The organism is Pseudoselenomonas ruminantium (assembly GCF_900113715.1).
GTDB lineage: Bacteria > Bacillota > Negativicutes > Selenomonadales > Selenomonadaceae > Selenomonas_A > Selenomonas_A caprae.
Window position 1 is genome coordinate 16,750 of record NZ_FOQK01000023.1, and the last position, 25,619, is coordinate 42,368.

22 protein-coding genes and 1 tRNA gene are annotated in these 25,619 nt (G+C 55.9%); 1 reads left to right on the forward strand and 22 read right to left on the reverse strand.

The window, feature by feature from the left end:
• Positions 1 to 11: 11 nt before the first annotated feature.
• From BM181_RS11485 to BM181_RS11590, 22 genes are all read right to left on the reverse strand, one after another.
• Positions 12 to 677 (reverse strand): cytochrome b/b6 domain-containing protein, encoded by a 666-nt coding sequence (locus BM181_RS11485; protein ID WP_075445076.1) that lies wholly within the window; start codon positions 675 to 677, stop codon positions 12 to 14.
• A gap of 16 nt (positions 678 to 693) precedes the next feature.
• Positions 694 to 999, reverse strand: coding sequence for an iron hydrogenase small subunit (locus BM181_RS11490; RefSeq protein ID WP_075445078.1), 306 nt, complete (start codon positions 997 to 999; stop codon positions 694 to 696).
• Between the two features lie 13 nt (positions 1,000 to 1,012).
• Positions 1,013 to 2,269, reverse strand: a complete 1,257-nt coding sequence (locus BM181_RS11495) for a [FeFe] hydrogenase, group A (RefSeq protein ID WP_075445080.1) — start codon at positions 2,267 to 2,269, stop codon at positions 1,013 to 1,015.
• 178 nt (positions 2,270 to 2,447) lie between these two features.
• A complete protein-coding gene (locus tag BM181_RS11500; RefSeq protein WP_256211369.1) occupies positions 2,448 to 3,005 on the reverse strand; it encodes a peptidoglycan-binding protein in 558 nt (185 codons plus the stop codon).
• A gap of 187 nt (positions 3,006 to 3,192) precedes the next feature.
• Positions 3,193 to 3,933: an NADH-quinone oxidoreductase subunit NuoB gene (gene nuoB, locus BM181_RS11505; protein ID WP_075445084.1), complete on the reverse strand. Its 741-nt coding sequence runs from the start codon at positions 3,931 to 3,933 to the stop codon at positions 3,193 to 3,195.
• A gap of 11 nt (positions 3,934 to 3,944) precedes the next feature.
• Positions 3,945 to 5,462 carry a hydrogenase large subunit gene (locus BM181_RS11510; RefSeq protein ID WP_075445086.1) on the reverse strand — a complete coding sequence of 506 codons (1,518 nt, stop codon included), beginning with the start codon at positions 5,460 to 5,462 and terminating at the stop codon, positions 3,945 to 3,947.
• Complete coding sequence (locus tag BM181_RS11515; protein WP_082336288.1) at positions 5,462 to 6,970, reverse strand: proton-conducting transporter transmembrane domain-containing protein; 1,509 nt, start codon at positions 6,968 to 6,970, stop codon at positions 5,462 to 5,464. The genes BM181_RS11510 and BM181_RS11515 overlap by 1 nt, the downstream gene beginning before the upstream one ends.
• Positions 6,971 to 6,979: 9 nt before the next feature.
• On the reverse strand, positions 6,980 to 7,609 hold the full coding sequence (locus BM181_RS11520; protein ID WP_075445088.1) for a hydrogenase: 630 nt from the start codon (positions 7,607 to 7,609) through the stop codon (positions 6,980 to 6,982).
• A gap of 15 nt (positions 7,610 to 7,624) precedes the next feature.
• Complete coding sequence (locus tag BM181_RS11525) at positions 7,625 to 8,530, reverse strand: respiratory chain complex I subunit 1 family protein (RefSeq protein WP_255449417.1); 906 nt, start codon at positions 8,528 to 8,530, stop codon at positions 7,625 to 7,627.
• 1 nt (position 8,531) lies between these two features.
• Positions 8,532 to 10,574, reverse strand: coding sequence for a proton-conducting transporter transmembrane domain-containing protein (locus BM181_RS11530; protein WP_075445090.1), 2,043 nt, complete (start codon positions 10,572 to 10,574; stop codon positions 8,532 to 8,534).
• Between the two features lie 213 nt (positions 10,575 to 10,787).
• Positions 10,788 to 10,864: transfer RNA gene (locus BM181_RS11535), tRNA-Arg, on the reverse strand.
• 193 nt (positions 10,865 to 11,057) lie between these two features.
• Entirely contained in the window at positions 11,058 to 12,737 is a 1,680-nt protein-coding gene (locus BM181_RS11540; protein WP_075445092.1) for a carbon starvation CstA family protein, read from the reverse strand.
• Between the two features lie 230 nt (positions 12,738 to 12,967).
• Positions 12,968 to 14,074, reverse strand: a complete 1,107-nt coding sequence (locus BM181_RS11545) for an NADH:flavin oxidoreductase (RefSeq protein ID WP_075445094.1) — start codon at positions 14,072 to 14,074, stop codon at positions 12,968 to 12,970.
• 111 nt (positions 14,075 to 14,185) lie between these two features.
• Positions 14,186 to 15,451 carry a UDP-N-acetylglucosamine 1-carboxyvinyltransferase gene (gene murA / locus BM181_RS11550; protein ID WP_075445096.1) on the reverse strand — a complete coding sequence of 422 codons (1,266 nt, stop codon included), beginning with the start codon at positions 15,449 to 15,451 and terminating at the stop codon, positions 14,186 to 14,188.
• A gap of 89 nt (positions 15,452 to 15,540) precedes the next feature.
• Positions 15,541 to 17,535 (reverse strand): SpoIVB peptidase S55 domain-containing protein, encoded by a 1,995-nt coding sequence (locus BM181_RS11555; protein WP_256211370.1) that lies wholly within the window; start codon positions 17,533 to 17,535, stop codon positions 15,541 to 15,543.
• A 72-nt stretch (positions 17,536 to 17,607) separates the two neighbouring features.
• Positions 17,608 to 19,053 (reverse strand): phosphodiester glycosidase family protein, encoded by a 1,446-nt coding sequence (locus BM181_RS11560; protein WP_075445107.1) that lies wholly within the window; start codon positions 19,051 to 19,053, stop codon positions 17,608 to 17,610.
• Positions 18,990 to 20,054 carry a flagellar basal body P-ring protein FlgI gene (locus BM181_RS11565; RefSeq protein WP_082336289.1) on the reverse strand — a complete coding sequence of 355 codons (1,065 nt, stop codon included), beginning with the start codon at positions 20,052 to 20,054 and terminating at the stop codon, positions 18,990 to 18,992. The genes BM181_RS11560 and BM181_RS11565 overlap by 64 nt, the downstream gene beginning before the upstream one ends.
• Positions 20,055 to 20,080: 26 nt before the next feature.
• The gene (locus tag BM181_RS11570; RefSeq protein ID WP_075445137.1) at positions 20,081 to 20,674 is read right to left on the reverse strand and encodes a flagellar basal body L-ring protein FlgH; all 594 of its coding nucleotides are present in this window, start codon (positions 20,672 to 20,674) and stop codon (positions 20,081 to 20,083) included.
• Positions 20,675 to 20,697: 23 nt separating this feature from the next.
• Positions 20,698 to 21,450: a flagellar basal body P-ring formation chaperone FlgA gene (gene flgA / locus BM181_RS11575; RefSeq protein ID WP_075445109.1), complete on the reverse strand. Its 753-nt coding sequence runs from the start codon at positions 21,448 to 21,450 to the stop codon at positions 20,698 to 20,700.
• 5 nt (positions 21,451 to 21,455) lie between these two features.
• Positions 21,456 to 22,247, reverse strand: a complete 792-nt coding sequence (gene flgG / locus BM181_RS11580) for a flagellar basal-body rod protein FlgG (protein WP_075445111.1) — start codon at positions 22,245 to 22,247, stop codon at positions 21,456 to 21,458.
• Positions 22,248 to 22,339: 92 nt separating this feature from the next.
• On the reverse strand, positions 22,340 to 23,140 hold the full coding sequence (locus BM181_RS11585; RefSeq protein WP_075445113.1) for a flagellar hook-basal body protein: 801 nt from the start codon (positions 23,138 to 23,140) through the stop codon (positions 22,340 to 22,342).
• 114 nt (positions 23,141 to 23,254) lie between these two features.
• Positions 23,255 to 24,277: a rod shape-determining protein gene (locus BM181_RS11590; protein WP_075445115.1), complete on the reverse strand. Its 1,023-nt coding sequence runs from the start codon at positions 24,275 to 24,277 to the stop codon at positions 23,255 to 23,257.
• Positions 24,278 to 24,642: 365 nt separating this feature from the next.
• Between BM181_RS11590 and BM181_RS11595 the strand changes: the two genes are divergently transcribed.
• Positions 24,643 to 25,599, forward strand: coding sequence for an L-lactate dehydrogenase (locus BM181_RS11595; RefSeq protein ID WP_075445117.1), 957 nt, complete (start codon positions 24,643 to 24,645; stop codon positions 25,597 to 25,599).
• Positions 25,600 to 25,619: the final 20 nt, after the last annotated feature.

Genomic DNA, 25,619 nt, shown 5'->3' on the forward strand with positions numbered 1-25,619 from the left:
CGTATTCTCAATCAGTCTTTGACTTTTTCGATTTCATTCTGGGTCCAGAGCGGATGATGATGTGCCGCGTGTTTGGCATTGATGGTGCCATCACCGAACATGCTGCAAAATTCCGGCCAGTTGTAGATGCCGAGGGGAATATGTCCCCCGCAGACGCAAAGGAACAGGCCCAGGCCAACAATCAGATGAATGCGGTCTGCATAGTAGGCAATCTCTTTCGGTACCAGCGGCAGGGCAAAGTAGAGCACCGCACCCGTAAGGATGATGAGCAATGTACCGAAAAATACCATGATACCCATCATTTTCTGACCCGAGTTGATCTTTCCCATCGGCGGTACATCGATTTCCTGCAGAAAAATCATTTTCTGCGGGTAGCCGCCGCCGACTTTCATCCATTCAATATCCTGCTTCGTCCAATGGAACGCCTCGCGCCAGAACGCTGCCACACGTCCTGGGCAGAGCAGGAAGAACAGCGTGCAGGCAATCATGAGGATCCATGCGCCTACGATATGGATCTGCATGGAAAGATGCATTGCCGCCTCGCCAAACGGGCGGAAAAACAGGATGACACCAGTTACTCCTGCCGGCAGGAACCCCAAGACCAAGCACCAATGAAACAGGCGGACTGGCAGGCTATGATGAAGGATCCGTTCATTTCCCTTAAAGTTGTTATCCATCGCAATCCCACCTTTCTTACAGGACACTGCGGTCTACATAATGCGTATGGAAAAGCTCTTCCGCCATCGGACTCAGCGGCTGGAAGTTCATCTTCTTGTACATGTTGAGCAGGCTCTGGTTGTGATGGCTCTGGCGTTTCGCCTGTTTCTCATCATCCTGATACAGCCCCGCCGTACGCATCTTGATGTATTTGTTACGATCGACAATCAGATCCGTCACCGTATAGGCACCGGTCCAAAGGACTGCCGCAATGACACCGGCAAAGCCGAGGAATTCACGGCGGTTGATCTTTACTTCTTTTTCTTTATAGGAATATCTCATAACGCACCTCCTATCACCATGGCAAGATAGCCTTGAACTTGCCGGTCCAGGACGTTCCCATCGGGTTGATTGGCTGGCCGCCGCCGTTTACGCAGCCGCCCGGACAGTTCATGACCTCGATGAAATGATACGGGCTGCTCCCAGCTTCGATTTCAGCCAGCAGTGGCTCGACATTTTTCGTCCCATGGACAACCGCGATCTTCAGCGTGATTTCCTGGCCATTGTCCTTGAGCTTGAGCGGGATATCCGCCGTCTTGACCTCCTTGAGGCCGCGGACAGGCTCATAGCGGAGCTCACCGAGCTCCTCCCCCGTCAGGACGAAGTAAGCCGTGCGCAGGGCAGCTTCCATGACGCCGCCCGTTGCACCAAAAATCGTACCTGCGCCTGTATACTCAGCCAGCGGATTGTCTTTCTCCTCAGCCGGCTCCACATTGCGGACATCGATATTAAGCTTTTTGAGCAGACGTGCCAGATCGCGGGTCGTCAGGACGACATCGGTATCCTGATACGTTGCCGTATGGCCTTTCTTCTTCCAGTAATCAGCAGCTGCCGTGAACTCCGGCCGCGATGCTTCGAGTTTCTTCGCCGTGCAAGGATAAACACCGACGCAGAAAATCTGCTCCGGCTGCACGTGCCAAATTTCCTCAGCACCGTAGATCTTAGCTACTGGGCCAGCCATTCCCTGCGGCGACTTCGCCGATGACAGGTGCTGGCGCAGATTTGGATGATAGAGCTCCATATAGCGCACCCAGGCAGGGCAGCAAGAAGTGAACTGCGGCAATGGGCCAAGTTCGCCTTCCACAGGCTGCTTGAGCACGTATTTCTGGATTTTGTGGATAAGCTCCGTCCCCTCTTCCAGGATTGTATTATCCGCGGCAAAGTTGACATCCATGATCTTGAAGCCCGCTTTCTTCAAGGCTCCATACATCTGCTCCGTGATGAGTTTGCCCGGTTCCATACCGAACTCCTCACCCAATGCAACACGTACTGCCGGGGCAACCGTTGCCACGACTGTCGTATTGCCATCCTTTAATTTTTCAATAACCTGATCGACTACATCGACCGTATCCTCGATTGCTCCGAATGGGCAGTTCACCAGACACTGTCCGCACTGCAGACAACGCTCATTGTTAATCTGATGGTTTGCACCGTAGGCGCCATCAATGGCGTCAGCGGGGCAGAAGGATTTGCATGTGTCACATCCCTTGCATTTCCCTTCATCGATCTTAATGATGCCGGTGAGCTCATTCGCCTGATAAGATTTTGGCATAGCTTTCGTCCTCCCCTATCCTGCAAACAATTCTCAATTATCATCATAGTTTATTATCCCTATATTAAATTATAAATTTATTTGATTGCAAGCACAAGCTCCCCCAGGGGATATTCCTGCAAAAATTTATATAAAAACAAAAAAGAGGCCTAAAAGCCTCTTTTCTAACCAGTAAAAATCAATCCATGATATAGATTTCAAAATTCTGACGGCCAAACGCCAGCGCCTCACCATACGTGTCGAAAGCCACATCGATATGGTTGCCGTGAAAACCACCGATATCTTCAGCTACAGCCTCGCCATAGCCTGGGATAAACACATGCGTACCGAGCGGAATGACAGCCGGATCGACGGCAATGACGCCATGGCGCACCTTGGTGCCCGTCGCCGTATGCACAGAATTGCCAGGATCTTGCGCACTATAAGCAGTCGCTGACACATAGAACATGGTCCCCGCATGTGTTTCCGGATCTACAGCGGGTGGCTCATACGTCTTACCGCCCGAAAGGACACGATAGGTGCCATCGCCGCAGATGCCATCGACCTCAAGCCCCTTGGCCTCCTGGAATTTTCTGATAGCTGCTACTGTCTGCGGACCACAGATACCATCGGCCTCCCCGGAAAGATATCCCTGCTCAATCAACAGGGTCTGAACATGCTTGACGGCCTGGCCGCGCGATCCATCCTTGACGAGAATGGCAGCCGCAAATGCCGCCGAGCAAAAACATATTAACATAAGCATAACAACTAAGGAAAGGAGTATTCGTCTGTTCAATAAGATCACCTCTCAAAAGTAATTGTCTTAGTTTCTGATCATAACGCCGTTGTTCCTATAAATAAGAGGTGCAGACCTAACCTGCACCTCTTATACTCTATCATAATCTATGATTTCTCGTCAAACGAAGAAGAATTTCTCCGACCATTTACAATTTTTCCGCCAACAGATCAGCTGCCGCCAACAGCCCTGCAATCATCGCCGACGGGCGCGGCGGGCAGCCAGGCACATAGATGTCGACAGGCACGACTTTATCGGCCGCGCCGACAATCGCATACGAAGCACCATACGTCTCACCACCAGCTGCGCAGGCACCGCAAGCCATGACCAGCTTCGGCTCCGGCAGGGCCTCATACGACATGCGCAGAGCCTCCTCAAGGTTGCGCGTGACGGTACCCGTGACCATCAACATATCGGCATGGCGCGGCGAAGCATCGAAATGCACGCCATAGCGGTGCAAATCGTAAATCGGATTCGACATCGCGCCCATCTCAAAATCGCAGGCATTGCATGAACCCGCATCAAGATGACGGACATGCAGGCTGCGGCCGAGTTTCTGCCGGATGACATCAGCCGTGACCTGCTGTGCCTTTTCCACGAGATAGGGCATCGCTTCGTCAGCCGTATGCGACAGCAGTCCCTCAGGTGCATCCGCCGCCTCAGCGCAGGCCGCCACGCAGCGGCCACAGAACAGGCAGCGGCGGTAATCGACAGTGTATTCCTCCCCCTGGCACTGGAAGGCCCCAACAGGACACGCCTTGGCGCAAGCCGCCAGTGCATCAGCCGGGCACTTGCCCGCAAGCTTTCCCCGGAACCGTGCGCTGCCCGAAAGCGAGATAGCTTCCGTGGCGATCTTATCATGAAGTAAACGCTCTAATACCTTAAACATCGTTTCCTCCTTTAACGGTCCAAGCAGGCATAGCAGAGCTCAAAGCTCTTGTTGATCAGCGGGAAGTCGGGGATGATATCCCCCTGCACGGCAATCGGCAGCGCCGGCCAGTTCGGATAAGAGGCGCTGCGCACGAAGATGCGGTCGATGCGCCCCTCTGCATCGAGTGCGACAAAGTGCAGATTGCTGCCGCGCGCCGATTCGCTGATGCCGAAATCTTCACCAGCAGCTGCCGGAACCGCAACGCTGAGTTCCGTATGGTCAGCGTCCAAATGCTCCAAGAGCTGGCTGACCATGAAGAAGCTCTGGCGCAGCTCCTCGATTCGCACAGCCAGTCGTGCTGCCACGTCGCCGCTCTTCTGCGTGACGACAGCAAAGTCAAGATCTGGATATGCGCCATAGCTGAAATCCTGACGGCTGTCATGGGCAAAGCTGCTCGCACGTGCCCCGACACCGACCAATGCCAGATCCACCGCCGTCTGATGGCGGACAATCCCCGTCGTACGGATGCGGTTCTGGAAGTTTTCCTGTTCCGCAAACATCTTGTCGAGGGCTTCGACGTTTTCCGCTACGGCAGCCAGCGTCGTACGGATATCCTGCCGGAGCTCTGCCGTGATGTCCAGCGACACACCGCCAGGCACGATGACACCGCGCAGGAAGCGGTTGCCTGCCAGACGTTCCTGCAGACGCATCAGCATCTCTTTCGTGCGGCCGCCAAGGCTGATGGCTGGAGCAAAGCCGACACCAGCAGGGATGTTGCCGCAGTCACCGACATGATTCGTGATGCGTTCGATTTCCATGAGCAGCGTGCGGATAAGCTGTGCGCGCTTGGGAACCGTAACTTTGGCGATCTTTTCCACCGCCTGGCAGAAACTCCAAGTATTGGCAATGCTGCAAGCACCGCAGATGCGCTCAACGATGGGCAATGCCTCATGCGGCGTCTTGCCCTCCATGACCTTCTCCAGGCCGCGGTGCGTGAAGAACAGCTTGGCATCAAGCTGGAGCATCGACTCACCCGCCTGGCTGAAGCGGAAATGCCCCGGCTCGATGATGCCCGCATGTATCGGGCCAACCGGCACCTCATAGATGCCCTCACCGTGCGCAACACTCATCTTGATTTCGCTGCCCTCGCCTGCCTTGGCCCGCGGGCTGGCCGTCGCCGAAACCTGCTTGCGCAGCGGGTGATACCCCTGCGGGAAGGATTCGTGGAGCACCAACGGGCGCGGGTCGGGATGGCCGGCCGGCACAAATCCGAACATATCCTGCATCTCACGCTCATACCAGGCTGCGGCTGGCAGGATCGGCGTCAGTGAATCGTAGCGCAGATCGCCATCGGCTGGCACTGCTGCCTTCAGCACCGCCAGGCGTTTTTCCTCCGGGATCTCGAACATGACATAGATTGCGTAGCCGCGGCCCACAGCCGTCTCATCGCGGCCAAACATCGCCGTGAGCGGATGACGGCCAGCAGCCGATAAAGCCTTGGCCTCCGCCCGGAGGTCTGCCAGCTTGATTTCCTTTACATTTTCCATCAGGACATACCTCCTAAAACAATCTGCCCAGCGGCCATGATGAGGTCACTGAGATACGGGATTTCCGCCAGCGCACCGCTGATGATGCCACTGGACAGCAGCAATACCAGGAGCACCGCCGTATCGAGACGCCCCATAAGTTCCCCCGCACACTTGCGCGACGGTTTGCCGCCGAGCATGCGCATGGCATGGTAAAGGATACCGATGAGCATCCCCGCCAGCAGCACCAGCGCCAGGATTCCGAGCCACGGGCGCTCCGCGAGGAAGAAACTGTCGATGATATAGAACTTGCTGAAGAAGATACCCATCGGCGGCATGCCGAGAATACCGACAATGCCCAGCAGCCAGAACAGCGCGGTGCGCGGCGACTGCTGCAGCATGCCATGCATGCGCATCATGTTCTTCGTGCCATAGGCTTCCATGATCGTACCGGCCGTATAGAACAGTGCGTATTTGACGAGGGCATGGTTCATCATATGCAGCAGCGAAGCCTCGACTGCCAGCGGCAGGAACAGGCCAAAGCCAGCGGCCATCAAGCCGAAGTTCTCCATCGAAGAGTAGGCCAGCATGCGTTTGATGTCACGCTGGACGACGACAAAGGGGATGGCCAGGGCAATCGTCAGCAAGCCGAAGAACAGGAACAGGCCGCTGATAAAGCCCATGCCGACAGCAGGCATGATGACGATGACATTGCGCAAGAGCACGTAGATCGCGCAGATGCAGAGCGCACCTGAGAGCAGGCCGCTCGTAAGCGCTGGGGCCTCCGAATGCGCATCAGGCAGCCAGGCATGCATCGGCGCCAGGCCGACCTTCGTACCGTAGCCGACAAACAGGAAGCAGAAGGCCACCTTGGCCAGTGCCGGATTGAGCTCGCTGCCATGTGCAGCCAGATACTGCCAGTCCAAGGCCTGTGCGCCGCCCATAGCCAGGATCTGCGCATAATAGACCAGGATCGTGCCCAGCAGCGCCAGGCAGATGCCCACCGTGCAGACCATGACGTATTTCCACGCCGCCTCCAGCGACGTGCGGGTGAATTTGAAGGCAACGAGCAGTGCCGAAACCAGCGTCGTCGCCTCAATGGCTACCCACATAAGGCCGAGGTTATTGACGAGCACCACCAGCATCATCGTCCAGACAAAGAGATGGGAAAGCGCATAGAAGCGGCCCTCAAGATGACCGAAACGGCGCAGATAGCCGTAGCGGATATTCGTATCGCGATCCAGATACGCCTTGCTCGTCCAAGCAAAGGCCAGATAGAGCATCGTGACAATGACGAGCATCCATAGGCCCAACGCATCGAGATAAAGATAGCCGAAGGCCTGCGGCGCCGCTGGGTCAAACTGCATGACCAGCCGGACGACGATGGCACCGGCCGCCACCGAGGTCAGACGGTTGAGCCAGTGCAGCAAGCCCTTGCCAAGAACATTGACTGCCGCGATGATACTGAATACCGGCGGCAGCGCCAGCAGCGTATAGACAAGCTGCGGGATAGTATAGTTGAAATCCATATTGCTGTCTTATCCTTTCAGTTTCTTCATGACAGTCGTATCGGTAGTCATAAACGAAAGGCTCATGCGGTTCGTCAGGATGACCAGTACGACAACGGCGATAAGGACGTCGAGGAAGACGCCGAGCTCAACGACGAGCGGCAGGCCTTCCGTCATCAGCAGGCCCAAGAGATAAATTCCATTCTCAAGCGTAATGAGACCAACCATCTGCAAAATAGCACGCTTGCGCATGACCATGAGCGCCAGGCCCGTCATGATCATGAGGATAGCCGCCGCGATGATGCTGCGTCCCGGCGTGCCCGGCAGCAGATGGTCGACAAGCAGATACCCCATGACGAGGAAGGCCGCAGCGGCCAGTGTCGAATAATTGACATTGATATCGGAAACGATCTCGCGCTCATCGGTGATGCGGCCTGCCAGACGCAGGATCGCACCCGGGATGAACAGCACCTTGACAAAAATCGTCAGCAGGCCCGGCAGCCAGGCATGCAGGCCCGAACCAGCCCCCAGGCCGATGGCCAGGCAGGCACCAGCGATGATGCCAGACTGTGCGGCCAGACAGTAGACCGAGCGTTTAAGCTCCATGATCCGCGTCTGCAGGAAGACGACAAAAATCAAGAGTACCACCAAATATTCCATGTTTTGTCTCCCTCCTTATTCCGCAATCAAAGAAACAACAAGCAAGATCAAAGCCGCAGCCAGATAGACACGGACCTTGAACAGACGCATCTTATTGTTGAGCGTCTCAACCACGCCGATGACCAGCGCCCCCAAGAGAACCTTGACCGGTACAGGGATTGCCAGCGGCAGATATAAGGTGCTGAACAACACCAGGAAAATCAGGATCTTGAGCATACTGCCGAGATGGATGAGCGACAGCAGGCGGCCAGAATACTCCAGCGTCATGCACTCATGGATCATCGTGAGCTCCAGATGTGTATCGGGATTATCGACTGGCAGGCGGCTGTTCTCAGCCAGCATGACGAGGAAGAACGCCACGCAGGTCAGTACTGCCGGTACCGTGAAATAGAACGTGTCAAAATCAATGACCATGCGCGTGAGGGTCGTCGACTGATAGCGCATGGCATTGACAAGGATGGCCAGCATGACCGCTGGTTCGACGAGCACGGAGATATAGATTTCGCGCGATGCCCCCATGCCGCCAAAAGCCGTAGCTGAATCCATCGCCCCGAGCGTCATGAAGAAACGCCCTAACGCCAGGAGATAGACAAACACGAATGCATCCCCCATGCTGAGCCCCGCACTGCCTGCCTGCATGACGCTGACGAGCAGCCCCGGCACCATTGCCGCCGCCATCAGCGTCGTGCCGAAGTAAACGGCTGGCGCCAGGATAAAGATGCGGCTCGTATAGGGCGTGACGATGACTGGCTTGCGCCACCATTTCCAGAGGTCGAAATACTCCTGCAGGATGCTGGCTCCCTGCCGCTTCTGCAGGATGGCCTTCGTCTTGTTGATGATGCCGACGATGAGCGGCGCAAAGATGAGCAGCAGGACTGCCTGTGCCAGGCCCACGCCTAAGCTCTGTACCATATAACCCATCTTACATCACCCCCCAGATCAGAACGGCCACCATCGCAATCATCGTATAGCCGATATAAAGACGTACACTGCCCTGCTGCACGAGATGCAGGAACGAGGACAAACGGACCATCAGATGCTGGACCGGCACATAGAGCCGCTCCGTGAACTGGTCCGGAATAAACAGATTATAATGAACCGTGCGGCCGAAATACGCATGCTCCTTCTTGAGGAAAGTGCGCTCCTTGCGCGGCTTCAAGATATAGTCGAAGGCACGGCGCAACGGTTTTGAGAAGCCCGTAGCCGTGTACTGCTGGCGGCGCGTCGGCACCGTACCACAGTTCCAGGTCACATCCTTCTGCACATAGAGGCCTTTGCCCTCAAGGGCAAGGGCCAGCACAGCCGTGACGATGAGGGCGAGCATCAGCAGCATGAATGGGCTGTAGGCCGAATACTTCGTGCCATCTGCCAAAATGCCCAAGCCATTCCAGACGACAGCATCAGCACTGACCATCGGCAGTGCCAGCATCCCTCCGGTAAGGGATGACTCCATAAGCTCGACCAACGGCATCGGGAAGATACCCAGGACTACGATCAGGAGCGCCTCCAGCCCCATGCCCAGCAGCATGAAGAACGGCATTTCATGGGCCTTCAGGACGAGTGCCGAACGACGGCGTCCCAGGAAGACCACGCCATAGAGACGCACAAAGCAGCCCAGTGCCAGCGCCCCCGTAAGGCCGAGCAGCACAAACGCAGCGATGACCAGAAGGCGCATTTCCTGCGTCCCCGTCTGCCAGCCCAGCGTGACAAAGCTCTGCAGAGCCATCCACTCGCCGACGAGGCCGCTCGTGAACGGCAGCGACGCCAGGGACATGGAACCGATCAGCGTGAACAGTGCCGTATAGGGCATCTTCTTCGCCAAGGCTCCCATGAGCTCAACATTCTTGCTGCCGACCGCATGCATGACCGCACCGGCACTCATGAACAGCAGCCCCTTCATAAGGCTATGGCTGAGCGAATGCACGAGCACCGCCGTGAAGGCAACCATAGCCATCGTGCCATGTCCCGTCTGCACGAGCAGCATGCCGCAGCCAAAGGTCGCAAAAATGATGCCCATATTCTCGACCGACGAATAGGCCAGGATGCGTTTCATATCCTTCTCCATCGAGGCGTAAAGCACGCCGAGGAACGCCGAGAGCAGGCCCACGATCATGACAACGAGGCCATAAGCAAAGACTTCCATGCCGAGGAAATAGAAGACAAAGCGGCCAAATCCGTAGACGGCGACCTTGAGCATGACACCGCTCATCAGGGCCGATACATGGCTTGGCGCTGCCGGATGCGCATTCGGCAGCCAGACATGCAGCGGCATCAGGCCGGATTTCAAGGCAAAGCCGATAAAGGCCGCACCGAAGGCCACATGACGCAGCGGCCCTTCCAGCGTGTTGTGCGCCAGATCCGCGAACAGCAGGCTCTCCGACTGGCTGCCCACCAGGTAGAACGCCACAAGGATAGCCGCCGTGCCCAGATGGGTCATGACCATATACTGATAGGCGGCATGGACGGTATCCTTCTTCTTGCTCTCATGATTGACGAGCAGGAACGACACCAGTGCCATGACCTCCCAAGCCAGGATAAACGTAAACGCATCGCCAGCCATGAGCACGAGCACCATCGAGAGCAGGAACAGGTTCCAAAGCCCCGAAAGAGCCCGGATGCCCATACCACGATACGCCTTGCCATAATCGATGCCATACAGACTGATAATGGCACCAGCCAGTCCCGTAATGACGAGAAAAGCCGCGCTCCATCCATCAGCAGTAAGATTATAGCCGCCCCAGCCAGCATCCATCAGCAGGCCTAAAGGGGAAAGCATCAACCCCGCCGGCAAGCCAAAACCGCTCATGCTGCCAAGGTAGCTGACCGCCACGGCAAAGACCAGTGCGCTTGCCGCCGCCGCCAGCAACATGCCAGCCGCATGAGCTGCCATCTCCAGCCGCTTCGGCCAGAGCATTGTCATGGCACCTAACGCATAGAGCGCCAGCGCCAGGAATAAGAAATCCATACACGCCTCCTAAAAATAAGTCCCAAACAAGAGAAAATAAAAAGTTGATGAAGTAAAAAGAAAACAGACAAAGATATCTTTGTCTGCTGTCAACGAGTCTATGCACGCAAAAGCCGCGTGATTTTGATATTATACTACATTTCTGCCTTGATTAAAAGCACATGAAGAAAAAAAACAGCCCCGGCCTGAAAACCGGAGCTGTGATATCCGCTATGGTGCGATTGGTGAGAGTCGAACTCACGACCTGCCGCTTAGGAGGCGGACGCTCTATCCATCTGAGCTACAACCGCAACAATATAATTCTATCAAACATATGCTATATATGCAAGAGCTATCCCACCATCAGACTATAAAAGCTCAACAGATTGCAGATTATCTGCCGTCCATCTTTCCAGGCCGCAAACACAAGAATCCCCGGTGCGCCTCGCAAACGCTCCGGGGATTCTTTGTCTTAGGGAAAATTACAACATGAGCGAATCTATCTTATGCTTCCGTTTCTGCTATCTCAGCCTTGCCCGTGACAAGTTCCTTGCCACAATGCTTGACCACCAGCACCGCCAGCGTCATCAGGGCCACTGCCAGTACGAGCTGCAGACCGTCCACCATGAATACGAAGCTTCCCGCCTGGAGTTTCGTCACGATACCGGCCACGCTCATGACGAGTGCGGTCATCGTGACCAGGAACATGAACGTCATCGGTATATAGAGCATCCATCCCTGGCGTCCTGTCGTACGCAGGAACACAGCCAACGAGATCAGCACGAGCGCGGAGAGCAGCTGGTTGGCTGCACCGAACAGCGGCCAGATATTCATATAGCCAGCCAGGCACAGGATAAAGGCCAGGACCAGCGTGATGATGGTCGAGAAGTACTTATCCATGCAGAGCTTGGCTGCTGCGCCAGCCGTTTCACCTTCGCTCGGCGTGAAGAGCTCCTGGAACGACATGCGGCCGATGCGGGCCACGGAATCGATCGTCGTCATCGCCAGCGCCGAAACACACATCGTGATGACACAAGCTGAGACGCCAGCCGGCAGGCCGAACATCTGGAAGAAGTTGCTGATGGAACCTGCAAAGATCTGGAACGGCGTCCCCTTCGGCAGGATGCCATTGCTGGCAGCAGCACAGGCGATGACCAAAGCAACTACACCGAGCAGGGACTCTACGAGCATCGAGCCATAGCCGACCGGCAGCATATCCGTCTCATTGGCTACGGCCTTTGAGGAGGTCCCCGAAGAAACGAGGCTGTGGAAACCGGAGACTGCGCCGCAGGCAATCGTGATGAACAGGATGGGGAACAGCGACTGGCCATTGACCTCAAAGCCAACGAAGGCCGGCATATTGATGGACGGATTGGCGACAACAACACCGATGACACCACCGGCTACCATGCCCAGCAGCAAGAACGACGAGAGATAATCACGCGGCTCCATCAGCAGCCACATCGGCAGCACCGAAGCGATGAAGCAGTAACCAAAGGTCACATATCGCCAGGTCTGGGCATCGAAGTAAAGCGGGAACTGCATGCCAACTGCAAACATAGCAATGACCAGCACAACAGCAACGACGAATTTGACGGCCCCCGTCGGATTGAAGCGGCGGATATACCAGCCAAAGCCCATAGCCACGAAGATATAGAGCATCGAGATCGATGCGGCCTGCGCCCCTGGGACGTTCGGCGTGCCTGCCTTCGTCATGCCGCTGAACGTATTGGCGAGAATATCGGCAAATGCCGCCAGCACGAGCAGGGTGAACAGCCAGCAGAACAGCAGGAACAGACGGCGGCCCGTCTTGCCGACATACTGCTCGATCAGCATGCCCATCGACTTGCCTTTGTTCTTGACGGAGGCGTAAAGTGCCGTGAAATCCTGCACAGCACCGAAGAATACGCCGCCGATGAGCAGCCACAAGAGCGCTGGTGCCCAGCCGAACATCGCTGCGATGATAGGGCCGGTTACAGGGCCTGCCCCCGTGATCGACGAGAACTGGTGTGAGAACACCGTGAAACGCGAGGCAGGGGCGTAGTCCTGCCCATCCTCGAATTCTACCGCCGGGGTCTTCGCCCGCGGATCGATCCCCCAGGTCTTGACGAGCCACCGTCCATAGCCAGCATAAGCTGCTGCAAATACGACGATGGCCAGCCCTACCAATGTCAAACCATTCATCATAAGCCCTTCTTTCCCGAATGAATACACAAATAAAATAAATCCCGCCCACATCGCAGGATGCAGGCGGGATACATTTGTATCTTCATTAAGACACAACTCCACAAATCGAGTACATCGCGCCATTGCGATTGGACATTTCTTATGGAATGTATCTTAACACCGGAAATATCATGTGTCAACTTGTAAACATTAAGAAGTAATCTTCTGAATACTGTCAACTTTTGTTTTTATTGTGCAGACTTTTGCGCTTGGCGTTCTTTCTGACGGGCCTTTTCCGCCTTCCAAGCCCAGACGCAACGGATGCCAGGGTGCATGTTGGGCAGGACAAAACAACGGCTGCACGAAACGCAGATGGATTTTTCCGCTCCAGCCAATGACTTGGTGACAAAATCCGGCTCAGCGATCAAGGCCCGCCCCAGCGAGACCGCATCGATGCCAGCAGCCAGGACGGCCTCCATGTCAGCCAGCGAACGCACGCCACCGACGAGGCTCAGCGGCTGCTCAGGGACAAGCTGTTTGAGCCTTGCCGCTTCCTCCAGATAGTAAAGCGTCGCTGTCTTTGGCTGATTGATGAAATCAACGCCAGACAGCTCGACAAGCTCCACACCGATTTCCCGGCAGCGCTTGAGTATCCAGACCATATCCTCATGATACGCCGCCTTATCTTCATGCTTCGTATCGATATTGATCTTGATGAATACCGGGAAAGTCTCCCCACAGGCCTCCTTGATGCCACGGACGATTTCCTCGACGATGCGGAAGCGGTCCGCAATGCTGCCGCCATACGCATCGGTACGCTGGTTGAACGTCGGATCGATGAACCGTGAGAGCAAGTACGAATGTGCCGCGTGGAGCTGCAAACCATCGGCGCCGACAGCCTGCAGCCTTTTTGCTGCGGCAATGAAACACTGCTCGATATGGTGGATTTCCTCTATAGTCAGTGCGCGCGCCTCCCGCCCCTTCTTCAACGGCCGGGCGACGACATCGACGAGATCGTCGTTGTCGATTGCCCGCGGCCCTGCATGTGAGAGCTGCGGGATGAACCGCGCCCCTTCCGCCTGCACGCTTGCCGCCGCGCGGCGGAACTGCTCGGCAAAACAATCCGCATAGATATTGACCTGCTCAGGGTTCGCCCGGCCGAGCGCATCCACGCAGCAATGTCCCGTGATAATCGTACCGACACCATTTTTTGCCAGCTGCTCATACATCGCATATTCAGCCTCGGTCATATACCCCTCCTGGCTTGGCAGGAAACTATGGACTGCCGACCGCAGCACACGATTCTTGAGTCTGATATGGGGAAGTTCCAGTGGTGTTTCGATTCTGGTACTCATAAGCTACCTCCTGTAAGCGTTCTATAATACACACGTTATTTTCATAACTTTATCGCAAATATAAAAAGAGTGTTGGATGACTAGCACCCAACACCGGATTTCATGGAAAAGTTATTGATCGACACGGCAGATATCCGCACCCAGGCCCACGAGCTTGTCGACCAGATTGTCGTAGCCGCGGTCGATATGATGGATATAGCCTACCTGTGTCTCGCCCTCAGCCACGAGGCCTGCCAGTACCATAGCTGCACCAGCACGCAGGTCCGTCGCCTTGACCTGACAGCCCATGAGTGTCTCAACCCCCTCGACAACCGAGGTACGTCCATCGATCTTGATGTTCGAACCCATGCGCTTGAGCTCATCGACATGCATGAAGCGGTTCTCGAATACCGTCTCTGTCACGAGCCCTGTCCCCTCAGAAACTGCGAGCATAGCCATGAACTGCGCCTGCATATCCGTCGGGAAGCCCGGATATGGCATCGTCTTGATATCAACAGCCTTCGTGCGCTTATTGCAGACCACGCGGATGCCATTGACATCCTCTTCGATGGTCACGCCAGCCTCTTTGAGCTTGGCAATGACCGGCTTCAGATGTTCACTGATCGCATTCTCGATGTAGACATCGCCCTTGGTCATCGCAGCGGCAACCATGTAGGTACCAGCCTCGATACGGTCGGGGATGATCGTATAATCGCGGCCCATGAGCTTCGGCACGCCATCGATCTTGATGACATTGGTGCCAGCACCACGGATCTTCGCGCCCATCACATTGAGATAGTTCGCCAGATCGACGATCTCCGGCTCCTGTGCTGGATTCTCAAGGATTGTCTGGCCTTCGGCCATTGAAGCCGCCATCAGGATATTCTCCGTCGCACCGACGCTCGGAAAATCCAGATAGATCTTAGCGCCTTTGAGGCCCTCCGGCGCCGTCGCTTCGATGAAACCATGACCAATCTTGATGTCCGCGCCCAGCGCCTCGAATCCCTTGAGGTGCAGGTCAATCGGACGCGTGCCGATGGCGCAGCCACCCGGCAGCGATATCTTGGCCTGGCCGCAGCGCGCCAAAAGCGGCCCCATGATCAGAAACGAGGCACGCATCTTGCGCACGAGGTCATACGGAGCCTCACAACTGCCAATCACCGTGCTGTCAACCTTGAGCTGATGCTTTGTCTCATCAAACTCAGCCTTGACGCCCAACTTCTTCAATACTTCGGTAATGGTATGAACGTCTTCGAGTGCCGGCACCTCATCCAGCAGACTCGGGGCATCCTGCCCCAGAAGCGTCGCCGCGATGATTGGCAGGACGGCATTCTTGGCGCCGCTGATCTTTACCCGGCCCTCCAGCCGGTTTCCCCCATGTATAATCAACTTTTCCATTAAGTTCGTTATCCTCCTATAGTTGTGCTTTCAGAAAGCATCAACACATAGTTTATCATCATATCATCCTTATGACAATAGTCTTCCCGTCAGTTTCTCGCAATCGTCAGCGTCGAATGGACGACGTTGTCGATGATGTAATTCGTAGCAAATTTCGTCTTGCCCGCGCTTTCCTTCCCCTGGAGGCCGAGCAGATCGACTTTATGGCCCTTGGCCTGCATAGCCTGCAGGGCACGGCGCTGAGCGCTGGCCGACACCGGCTTCTGCACCTGGCTCGGTGCGATGATGACCTCATTGTTGCGGCCCGTTTCCTGCAGATTCTTGAGCTTATCCTCCGTTGTCTGTTTGGAATCCTCTTCGCTGACGACATCAACGCCCGACTGCTGCAGAAGCATAAGAGCTGTCGCTGGCACGAGGCCGCCGCCACGGATATCGAGATTCATCGGCCCGCTCGGCTGCGATTCCGGCACCGTGAACGGAATGACAAGGGTTTCCTTGGCCTTGCGGTACGGCTTGATGGTCGTCGTGAAGTTGACCGTCTCCCCCGGCTTCACGGTTTTCTTGTCCGGGATGGCCGAGATGAGCGACGCCGTCTTGCGGTTGCTGTCAACATCGATATTGACCTGGACATCGATGATATCCGATTCCTTTTCCTTATTCTGGCTGATGACATTCATGGCCTGCATGAGCTCAGCCATGGCGATCTGCCCGACATCCGAGGCATTATAGAACATGTTCTTGCGCTCGACCTTGCCGCTCGCAACAGCATCCGTGCGGATGGTGAACCCCACCTCCGCAGTACCGGCGCTGAGATCATCGGCCGTCTTGCTCAAGGCTGCATAGGCAATGCCGCCGCTGAGCTGCGGCAGGAAATCTTCATCGTAAGCAATGCGGGCGTTGTAGTCCGCCGTGCGGCCCAAGGATTTATCGGTCACCTTGACCTTGATGGGTACCACCGTCGGGAACTTGCCAAGCACGCCAGCGATTCCCGTGGCACGATCCTGGTTGATACGGCCGATGATGTTGCCGATGCTGGCAATCTTCATGCCGTTGCTCTGGCCGCTGATCGTACCGACCACCTTCGCATCCGTCATGAAGTAGTTGACGTTGCCGCGATGCAGGAACGGGTGTCCAAAGGCCAGGATTTTCTTGCCGTCCACAGCCGTCACCGTCCCCGTGGCCCCGACAGCAAAGTCGCCATAAGCCACGGCCACGCCGACAGCGGAGCCCGGAACGAGGGAGGCATCGTAGACAGTCTTCTGCGCCTCTGCCATGGTCGGCGCGCCCATCGGCAGGAACTCCATCGTCCCCTGCGGATCGATCTGCTTCTGCAGGAAATCCAGGCCAGCCTGATTGAAGCCCGCAAAATACATGACATCCTTCGGCTCAGCCTTAGCCGTATCAGCGGCTTTCGTCTCGTCAGACGCCGTCTCCGCTGCTGCCTCCTCTACGGACGCCTCTTCATCTTTTGCTGCTGCGGCCTTCTTGTCGGCAGCAACAGCTTCTCGGGCGCGGGAAACGAGCTCATCGCCATAGACAGTGTCCTTCGCGCCGTTCGCCTCACGCTCCTTGCGTTTCTTTTCCTTCTCGGCCTTGGCCTTCGCTGCATTCTCTGCCGCCTTCTTGATATCGATGGTATGGATGCGCGTCTTGTTCTTGCGGTCCGGCATCTTCCAGAGCGGTGTCATCTCGTCGATAGGCGTGATGAAGAACGTGTAGGGCGTCATCTCCTTGATGCCCGCCGCCACAGCACCGATTAGATAGCCATCAACATAGACGGGACTGCCGCTCATTCCCTGCAGGATGCCGCCTGTCTGCTCGATGACCGGCCCGGAAGCCTTCGCCATGATCATAGGCTGCGAGCCCTTGCCATTGTCGACCAGGCCGATGATATCCACTTGGAAATCGCGCAGCTCACCGGAGCTGTCAATGACCGTATACGCCGTCCCCGTCATGCCCTCCCGGATCTGGTCATGCGCCAGGATCGGGTCCATCGCCCAGACGGGCAAAGCCTGAGCCGACAAAAACAGAGCCGTCAGCCCCGACACCAACATCTTCTTTATATATGTACGCAAAACAGTCACCTCATCTTAATGCGTAAAAATCCATTGTTTTTCTATTATAGCATACAATACGCGGAAAGACAGTTGTACCCATCATTTTTTCTGCAGGATCAGTGCACTGCCGACCCGGCGCTCCTGTCCATCGGAAGGCGAATTCTGCACCTGCCCGCCGACAACCAGATCACTCGATCCGCCGCCATCGAGATTGATGGCATCGCGAGCACCAAACTTCACGAGCAACTGTGCCCACTCGGTCAGCGTCAGCCCATGGCTGTCCGCCTGGCGGCCATCGACGACGCCAAACAGGTAATTGCCATTCTTGAGCACGGCCACCGCACTGCGCGGTGCCCGTCCATACCGGATGTCCGAGGGGAATTGCTCAGCCGCTACCGTCACATTGACACGACCATTCTGGACGAGACGCGGGCCAGCGCCCATGATATCCACAGCCTTGTTCCACTTCGCGCCCAAGTCCTGCTCGATGACCGCGCGGTCACCGACGCGCACGCCAGCAAATGCATCCATGGCCTTGCCATGGACCGAAACGACATACCCATTGGACGGTATCACGGAATTGCCCGTCTGGATCTTCGTCACCCGACCATTCTGCACAGTGAACTCCAGGCCGAACTCATTCGTACGCGTACGGCTGCCATACCATTTGTTGTAGAGGATCAGATTATCGACACCGCGCTCAGCATCGACCCCCGAAATGCTCTGAGTCACATCCCCCAGCGTCACCTGGCCATCATAGGCAACCGTCCCGAATATCGAGCTGCCATCTGGCAGGAAACCGATGGCCGAACGCGTATAATACGTCGTGCCAGCCATCAGGCCATCGATCTTGACCGTGCCGATCATATCACCATTACCAGCAAAATAAGTCGCATTCACCGCCGCCACAGCATTCTGTGCATCCGATATGCCACTAGTCGACTGCAGTCCCGGTACATGGCCACGAGCCAATACCGGCTTCACCGTATACAGGTCTTTGTCCGCCTCAACGAAATACGCCGACACTTTGCCCGCATCATCCCAATAGATATAGCTGCGCTTGGCCAGCCCCGGTGCTGCCATCTCCGTATACAGGCCATCAAAAGCCAGCGGCAGGATATCGCCCTCAGCCTCCGAGCCCGTACGGCGCACCGTCCCTGACGGCTTGGCCGAAGCCTTCGCCGTCTTCGGCAGGATGTCCACGAATACCCGCGCGGGGTTGCTGAGTTTGTTAGCCTTATAAGTAAGTCCTGGCTTGAGCCGCAGGGTGACCAGCATGTGGCCCTTGCTGAGTACATACTTCACCGACTCGATGCGGCTGCTATGGAAGGGCTTGCGCTTGAAATCCTTCTCCGATACGTTCGCCATATCGATAGTGATTTCCCGCCCATCAGCCGATGCCTTGATCTGATAGGACGGCTCCGACGAAAGATCAAATACCACGCGGTCATGCTCGCCACCGCTATGATAGCGCACCGAAGTCAAGTCCGCTGCCGAGGCCAGCACCGCCGTCTGCAGGGTGAATACCGAAGCCAACAACGCCACTGTGAATTCGCCGTTGCAGGCAGCACGATTGTGCTGGCCTTGTCTTCCTGCACATCCACATCCGTATTGCGCGTCACGATCGTCGTACCATAGCTGAAGGGATCCGGCTGGTTCGCATTCGCGTTCTTCTGCACCTTGATGGACAAGCCGCCCTGTGTGATGGCGATTTCGTCCACCGACACATCACCGCCCATGACAATGGTACCCGTACGCTCGTTGACGACTACCTTGGCGATATTGTCCGGCATGACCGGTAGCTCCTCGATTGTCGAGACAAAGCCTACCACGTTATTGCGGAAGTACGCGGGGATCGTGATATCGATACGCCCTGGATTCGAAGCCTGCGCGACATTGCCATACTGCGAATTGATGGCATTGGCAATGCGTGCAGCCGTCGTGAAGTCCGGCTCGCGCAGCGACAGCGAGATGCGGCCAGAACCGCCGATCTCATCTTCGACACTGCGCTCGACAATCGCACCATTCGGTGTCGTCCCCACCGTCGGGAAATTCTTGGTCGCCGTATTGCCGCCGTTGCCAGCCGCAAAGCCACCTGTCGACACCGGCCCCTGCGCGACAGCATAGACCGTGCCATTGCCAGCCCGCAGCGGAGTCTGCAGCAGCGTACCGCCCTGGATGCTCTTCGCATCGCCAATAGACGAAGACGTGATATCTATCGTATCACCCTCACGGACAAACGGCGGCAGCGTAGCCGTTACAACAACCGCTGCCACATTCTTCGCCTTAAGCGTCGACTGATCGATCACCACGCCAAAGCTCTTGAGCATATTGACAATCGACTGGATCGTCTCCGTCGACTTATTGCCATCGCCCGTACCGTTGAGGCCGACGACAAGGCCATAGCCCATGAGCTGGTTCGAGCGCACGCCCTGAACCTTCGCGATATCCTTGATGCGGGTCGCCGCGCTTTCAGCCGCAGCCGTTCCCGGCATCAGACTCAGCGCAAACACGCCCGCCATCAACAAAGCCAGTAATTTCTTCATACGTCTATCTTTCCTCCATGTCATCCTTAGAACAGGAAGTTGAAAATCTGCGTCAGGATGCCCTGCCGCTGCTTCGCATTGAGCGGGCCCTTGCCATCGAATTTCACGGTCGCATTGGCAATCTTCGTCGAAGGGATCGTGTTGTTGGCCGTCACATCGTCCTGGCGGCAGACCCCGCGAAACGTGATCTTATGCTCGTCGCGGTTCTGCCAGATGGACTGCGTACCCTCGACAGTCATATTGCCATTCGGCTGCACGTCGACCACCGTGACCGTGACATTGGCGCGGGTCGTGTTTTTGGAAGTAGCCTGGCCATTTGCCTTGAACGAGTCCGACCCACTGGCCGAAGCCGCCTTCAGGAAGTCGAAGATGCCCACACCAGCAGACAAGTCCGTCTTGCCGCTCTTGCTGTTCGAACTACCGCGCGTAGCCGACAGGCTCGTCGTCTCACTGATGACGATTGTCAGGATATCGCCGACATTGCGCGCCTTGCGGTCTGCAAACACATTATAGGACGAATCTGACCACAGCGACTGGGCAGAGGCCATCGGCAGCGTAAGGTTCACCGCCAGCAGGCTCACCGCCAGCACTGCCGCCAACTTCTTATATCGTTTCCCCATTTTCTTCATAGGTTCACCTGCTTTCAATTCACGATTTCAACGGTTGCAGCATCGACTACCGTCCCGCGCAGGACTTTCCCCGATGCCACGTTGCGCACCCGGATTTTTGCGCCCAGGCGGCCGCGCTGCATGGCGATGCCATTAGCTGACACTTCGATGCCATGATAATTCACGCGGATTGTCACGGGTGTGCCCACATCCATCACAATTGGCTGCTGCAGCATTACCGACTCCACTGCAGTCCCCTCTTTGATGGTGCGCGCAGCTACCCGGCCCTGCACCTCCTCCAGCTTGGTGAGGTAGCGGCCTGCCCCGCCAGCGACGCTGCGCTCCTCCAGCCGCAGGTCAGCGGCTGCGATTGGCTTGTCGATGCGCAGGTCATGCGCTGCCACGAGCACCTTGTCGTAGACATTGACACGGTAGTAGCAGACCACACGGCGATAGAATTCCCCATTCAGGAACACACGCAAATGTACGGGATTCGTATTGCCATAGCGGAGCTTCTGTGGCAGTTCCGCCTCACAGACGACCTCGCCAGCTGGCAGCTCCATCATCTGCGGAGCTCGTATAAGCTGCAATTCATGCCGCCGCATCTCGCCAGTCTGGACCAGCGTGCTCTCTATCTTCTGCCGGGCAATCTCTGCAAACTTCTCCGCAGGGACCATCTGCTGCACCACCCCCTGGGCATCTGCCACAGCGGGCAGCGAAGCGAACGCAAAGAGACAGAAGAAGCCACTCCATAACAAGCATAGAATGGCTAACGTGTTCTTCTTCATTTAAATCAGCGCTTGAGCCCGTTGGCAATCTCCAGCATGGAGTCGGAGGTGGTGACTGCCTTAGAGTTGGATTCATAGGCGCGCTGCGAGACAATCATGTTGACCATTTCCTCAACAATCTGCACGCTGCTCATCTCCAGGGTACCCTGCGTCAACGTACCGGCGCCTTCCTCGCCCGGGTTGCCCTCGATGGCTTCACCCGAAGCCTCAGAAACGATGAACAGGTTCTTGCCGATCGCCGTAAGACCGGACGGATTGACAAAGCGTGCCAGACGGATCTGGCCGACATTCGTCTGCTCGCCGCCAGCTGGCTTGCAGGAAACCTGTCCATCGCCAGCGATGACGATCGAGTCGCTCGGCGCCGTCTGATCGATCGTGATATCGTCGGCCAGCGGATAACCGTCAGTCGTTACCATGCGGCGCTGGGAATCGAGCTTGAACGAACCATCACGCGTATAGCCAATTGTACCATCCGGCAGCGTGATGCGGAAAAAGCCCTCGCCCTGGATACCGATGTCCGTCGGATTGTCCGTCGTCTGCAGCGATCCCTGCGTGAAGACGCGGTTCGTCGCTGCCACGCGCGTACCAAGACCAATCTGCATGCCCGTCGGATACTGCGAATCCGCACCGCTCTGGGCTCCAGCATCACGGATCGTCTGATAGACCAGATCCTGGAATTCCGCGCGGACCTTCTTGCCGCCATAGGTGTTGACATTTGCGATGTTATGGGCGATGACGTCCATATTCGTCTGCTGCCCCTTCATGCCGGATGCAGCCGACCAAAGTGCTCTCATCATGGTATAAAAATCCTCCCTTGTCCCTTACAGATATAAAGGCGTATCTGTTTTCCTCTTTATGGTTTATCGGATAAAACCGTCATTTCCTTAAATCAAACCCGTCCAACCTCATTGACAGATTTATCCAGCAGCGTATCCTGCGTCGTTACCGCCTTGGACCCGGCTTCATAAATACGATAGTTATTGATGAGGTTGACCATCTCCGAAACAACATTCGTATTCGAATTCTCGAGCATACCCTGATAGATTTCGCCCGTCGCCGCCTGGGGCTGCGCGCCCTGCTGCGGGTAGTAGAGGTTGTCCCCCTGCTTGAGCACAGCCCGGCGGTCGGGGCCAAAGCTCGTAAGCTGCAGCTGTCCGACCCGCTGGCCATCAGCCATGATCTCGCCCTTAGCGCCGATCGTCACCTTGGCTGCATCACCGGGGATTGTTATCGGCTGGTTGTTCGTGCCGAGCACAGCCTGCCCTCTGACCGTCTGCAGCTGTCCGCGCGACGAACGGTAGAAGTTACCATCACGCGTATAGCGGACACCCTGCGGCGTCTGGATGGCGAAATAGCCATCCCCCGAAATCGCTACATCAAGAGGATTGCCCGTCGTCTGGAAGCCACCCTGTGTATGGTCAGTCGCAATCTCATCGATACGCGAGCCCAGACCGAGCACACCCACCGTAGGAATGCTTTCGCCCACGCTGAACTGCTTGAACGAAGTCACATTATTGAGGTTCTTGCCATCGTTGATGCGCTTGATGAGCATCGGTTCGAACTCCCGGCTGATGGCATCATCGCGCTTGAAGCCCGTCGTATTGGCGTTGGCCAGGTTGTTGGCGATCGTGTCCGTACGCTTGGTCTCGGTGATCATGCCGGCTCCTGCCGTGTAAAGTCCACGCCACATGTATCTTCACTCCCTTATATCAGGCTTTTCTCCCAAGAAAAGCCACACTCTCCTACATCTCTATTTCGCGAAAAAAAGCGAAACTCCTTTCCAGGGTTCCGCCTTTCATCAAATTTATTTGCCCGTCTTGAGGTTCATGGCCTTGCCATCGAACTTCGAGAATGTGTCGAGGGCCTTGCCGCAGCCAAGAGCCACGCAGGAAAGCGCATCTTCGGCCAGTGCCGTCGGGATATACGTCTCGCGGCGGATGAGTTCATCCAGTCCATACAGCATGGCACCGCCACCCGTCAGCACGATGCCACGGTCCATGATATCCGCCGACAATTCCGGCGGCGTATCCTCGAGCACCTTCTTGACGCAATCGACAATGCGCGTGACCGACTGATGCATAGCCTCAGCCGCCTGTCGCGTATTGATCTCCACATTCTTCGGCAGGCCAGAGAGCATGTCACGGCCACGGATATCCATGATCTCATTGCGCGCATCAGCAAAGGCTGCACCCACACGGATCTTGATATCCTCTGCCGTGCGTTCGCCGATCATGATATTGAACTCACGCTTGACATACGCGATGATATCCTCGTCGAACTTATCGCCAGCGATGCGCAGCGATGCGCTGTTGACGATGCCGCCCAGCGAAATGACTGCGATATCCGTCGTGCCGCCACCGATATCGACGACCATCGAGCCGCAGGGCTCGACGATGTCAAGGCCAGCACCCAGAGCTGCGGCCAGCGGTTCCTCAATGAGCTGCGTATGACGGGCACCAGCCTGCTCAGCGGCCTCCTGTACGGCACGCTGCTCGACCATCGTGACCCCCGACGGAATACAGATCATGATACGCGGACGGAAGACAAAGCTGCGGCCGACAACCTTCTCGATGAAATGGCGCAGCATGCTCTCCGTGATGTCGTAGTCAGCAATGACACCTTCGCGCAGTGGACGGATAGCCACAATGTTGCCCGGCGTGCGGCCAATCATCTGGCGAGCTTCCTCGCCAATGGCCAGCACGCGGTTCGAGTCGCGATCCACCGCCACAACCGACGGCTCGCGCAGCACGATGCCCTTGCCCTTCACATAAACGAGTACGTTTGCCGTACCCAAGTCAATACCAATATCCATAGACATGCCAAACATGTTATTCGCGGTCCCCTTCCAATCTATAGCCATATCAGCGTACGAATCTGATATCTATTATACAAATCACGCTGAAAACTTTATGGAGCAATTTTCTTTTTCTTCCTGCCCCAAAAATCACATCTTATAATATATAATAAAAAAACACGAAATACAACAGCTGCCCGCTTTTTCTGTGGCATTTCTCACAAATTAATTCATTTTCACGTCATTTTCGACAATTAGCCTAATTTTAAGAAAACTTTCGCTTTTATTTCTTTTTCTCACGCATTGACAATGCCTAAACAGAATGATACGATTAGCTTGACTTAGGGATATTTTTCACATTAATATTCTTTCATAAAAAATCAGGGGGTTTTTACAACATGAACAACAGAAGAAAAATCGTCGTCATCGGTGCCAGCAACGTCGGCTCCGCCGTTGCTAACAAGATCGCTGACTTCCAGCTCGCAACGGAAGTCGCTCTGATCGACCTGAACGAGGACAAAGCTTGGGGCGAGGCTAAAGACTCCAGCCATGCTACTTCCTGCGTTTACAGCACGAACATCAAGTTCCACCTCGGTGACTACGATGACTGCAAAGATGCTAACATCATCGTCATCACGGCTGGCCCGTCCATCCGCCCGGGTGAGACGCCGGATCGTCTGAAACTGGCTGGCACGAATGCTAAGATCATGCAGTCCGTCTTCGGCGAGATCGTAAAACGCACGAAATCCGCTATGATCATCATGATCACGAACCCGCTCGATGTTGCTACCTATGTTGTATCCACCCAGTTCGATTACCCGCGCAACCTCATCCTCGGTACTGGTACGATGCTCGAGACGTATCGTTTCCGCCGTATCCTGGCTGACAAGTACCAGGTTGATCCGAAGAACATCAACGGTTATGTTCTCGGTGAGCACGGCAACGCTGCATTCGTTGCTTGGTCCACGACGGGCTGCGCTGGCTTCCCGATCGGCGATCTCGACGAGTACTTCCACAAAACGGAGAAACTCAGCCACGAAGCAGTCGAGCAGGAGCTCGTACAGGTTGCTTACGACGTCATCAACCGCAAAGGCTTCACGAACACGGGTATCGCTATGGCAGCTTGCCGCTTCATCAAATCCGTTCTGTACGATGAGCACACGATCCTTCCGTGCTCTGCAGTCCTCGAAGGCGAGTATGGCATCAAAGACGTTGCTCTTTCCCTGCCGCGTATGGTCTGCGCTGATGGTATCATGCGTTCCTTCGAGATCCATCTCACGGACGACGAGCTCGAGAAGATGCACAAAGCTGCTCAGAGCGTCCGCAGCGCTCTCGATGGTGCTGGCATCAAATAATTGCCACGGCATCACGCATA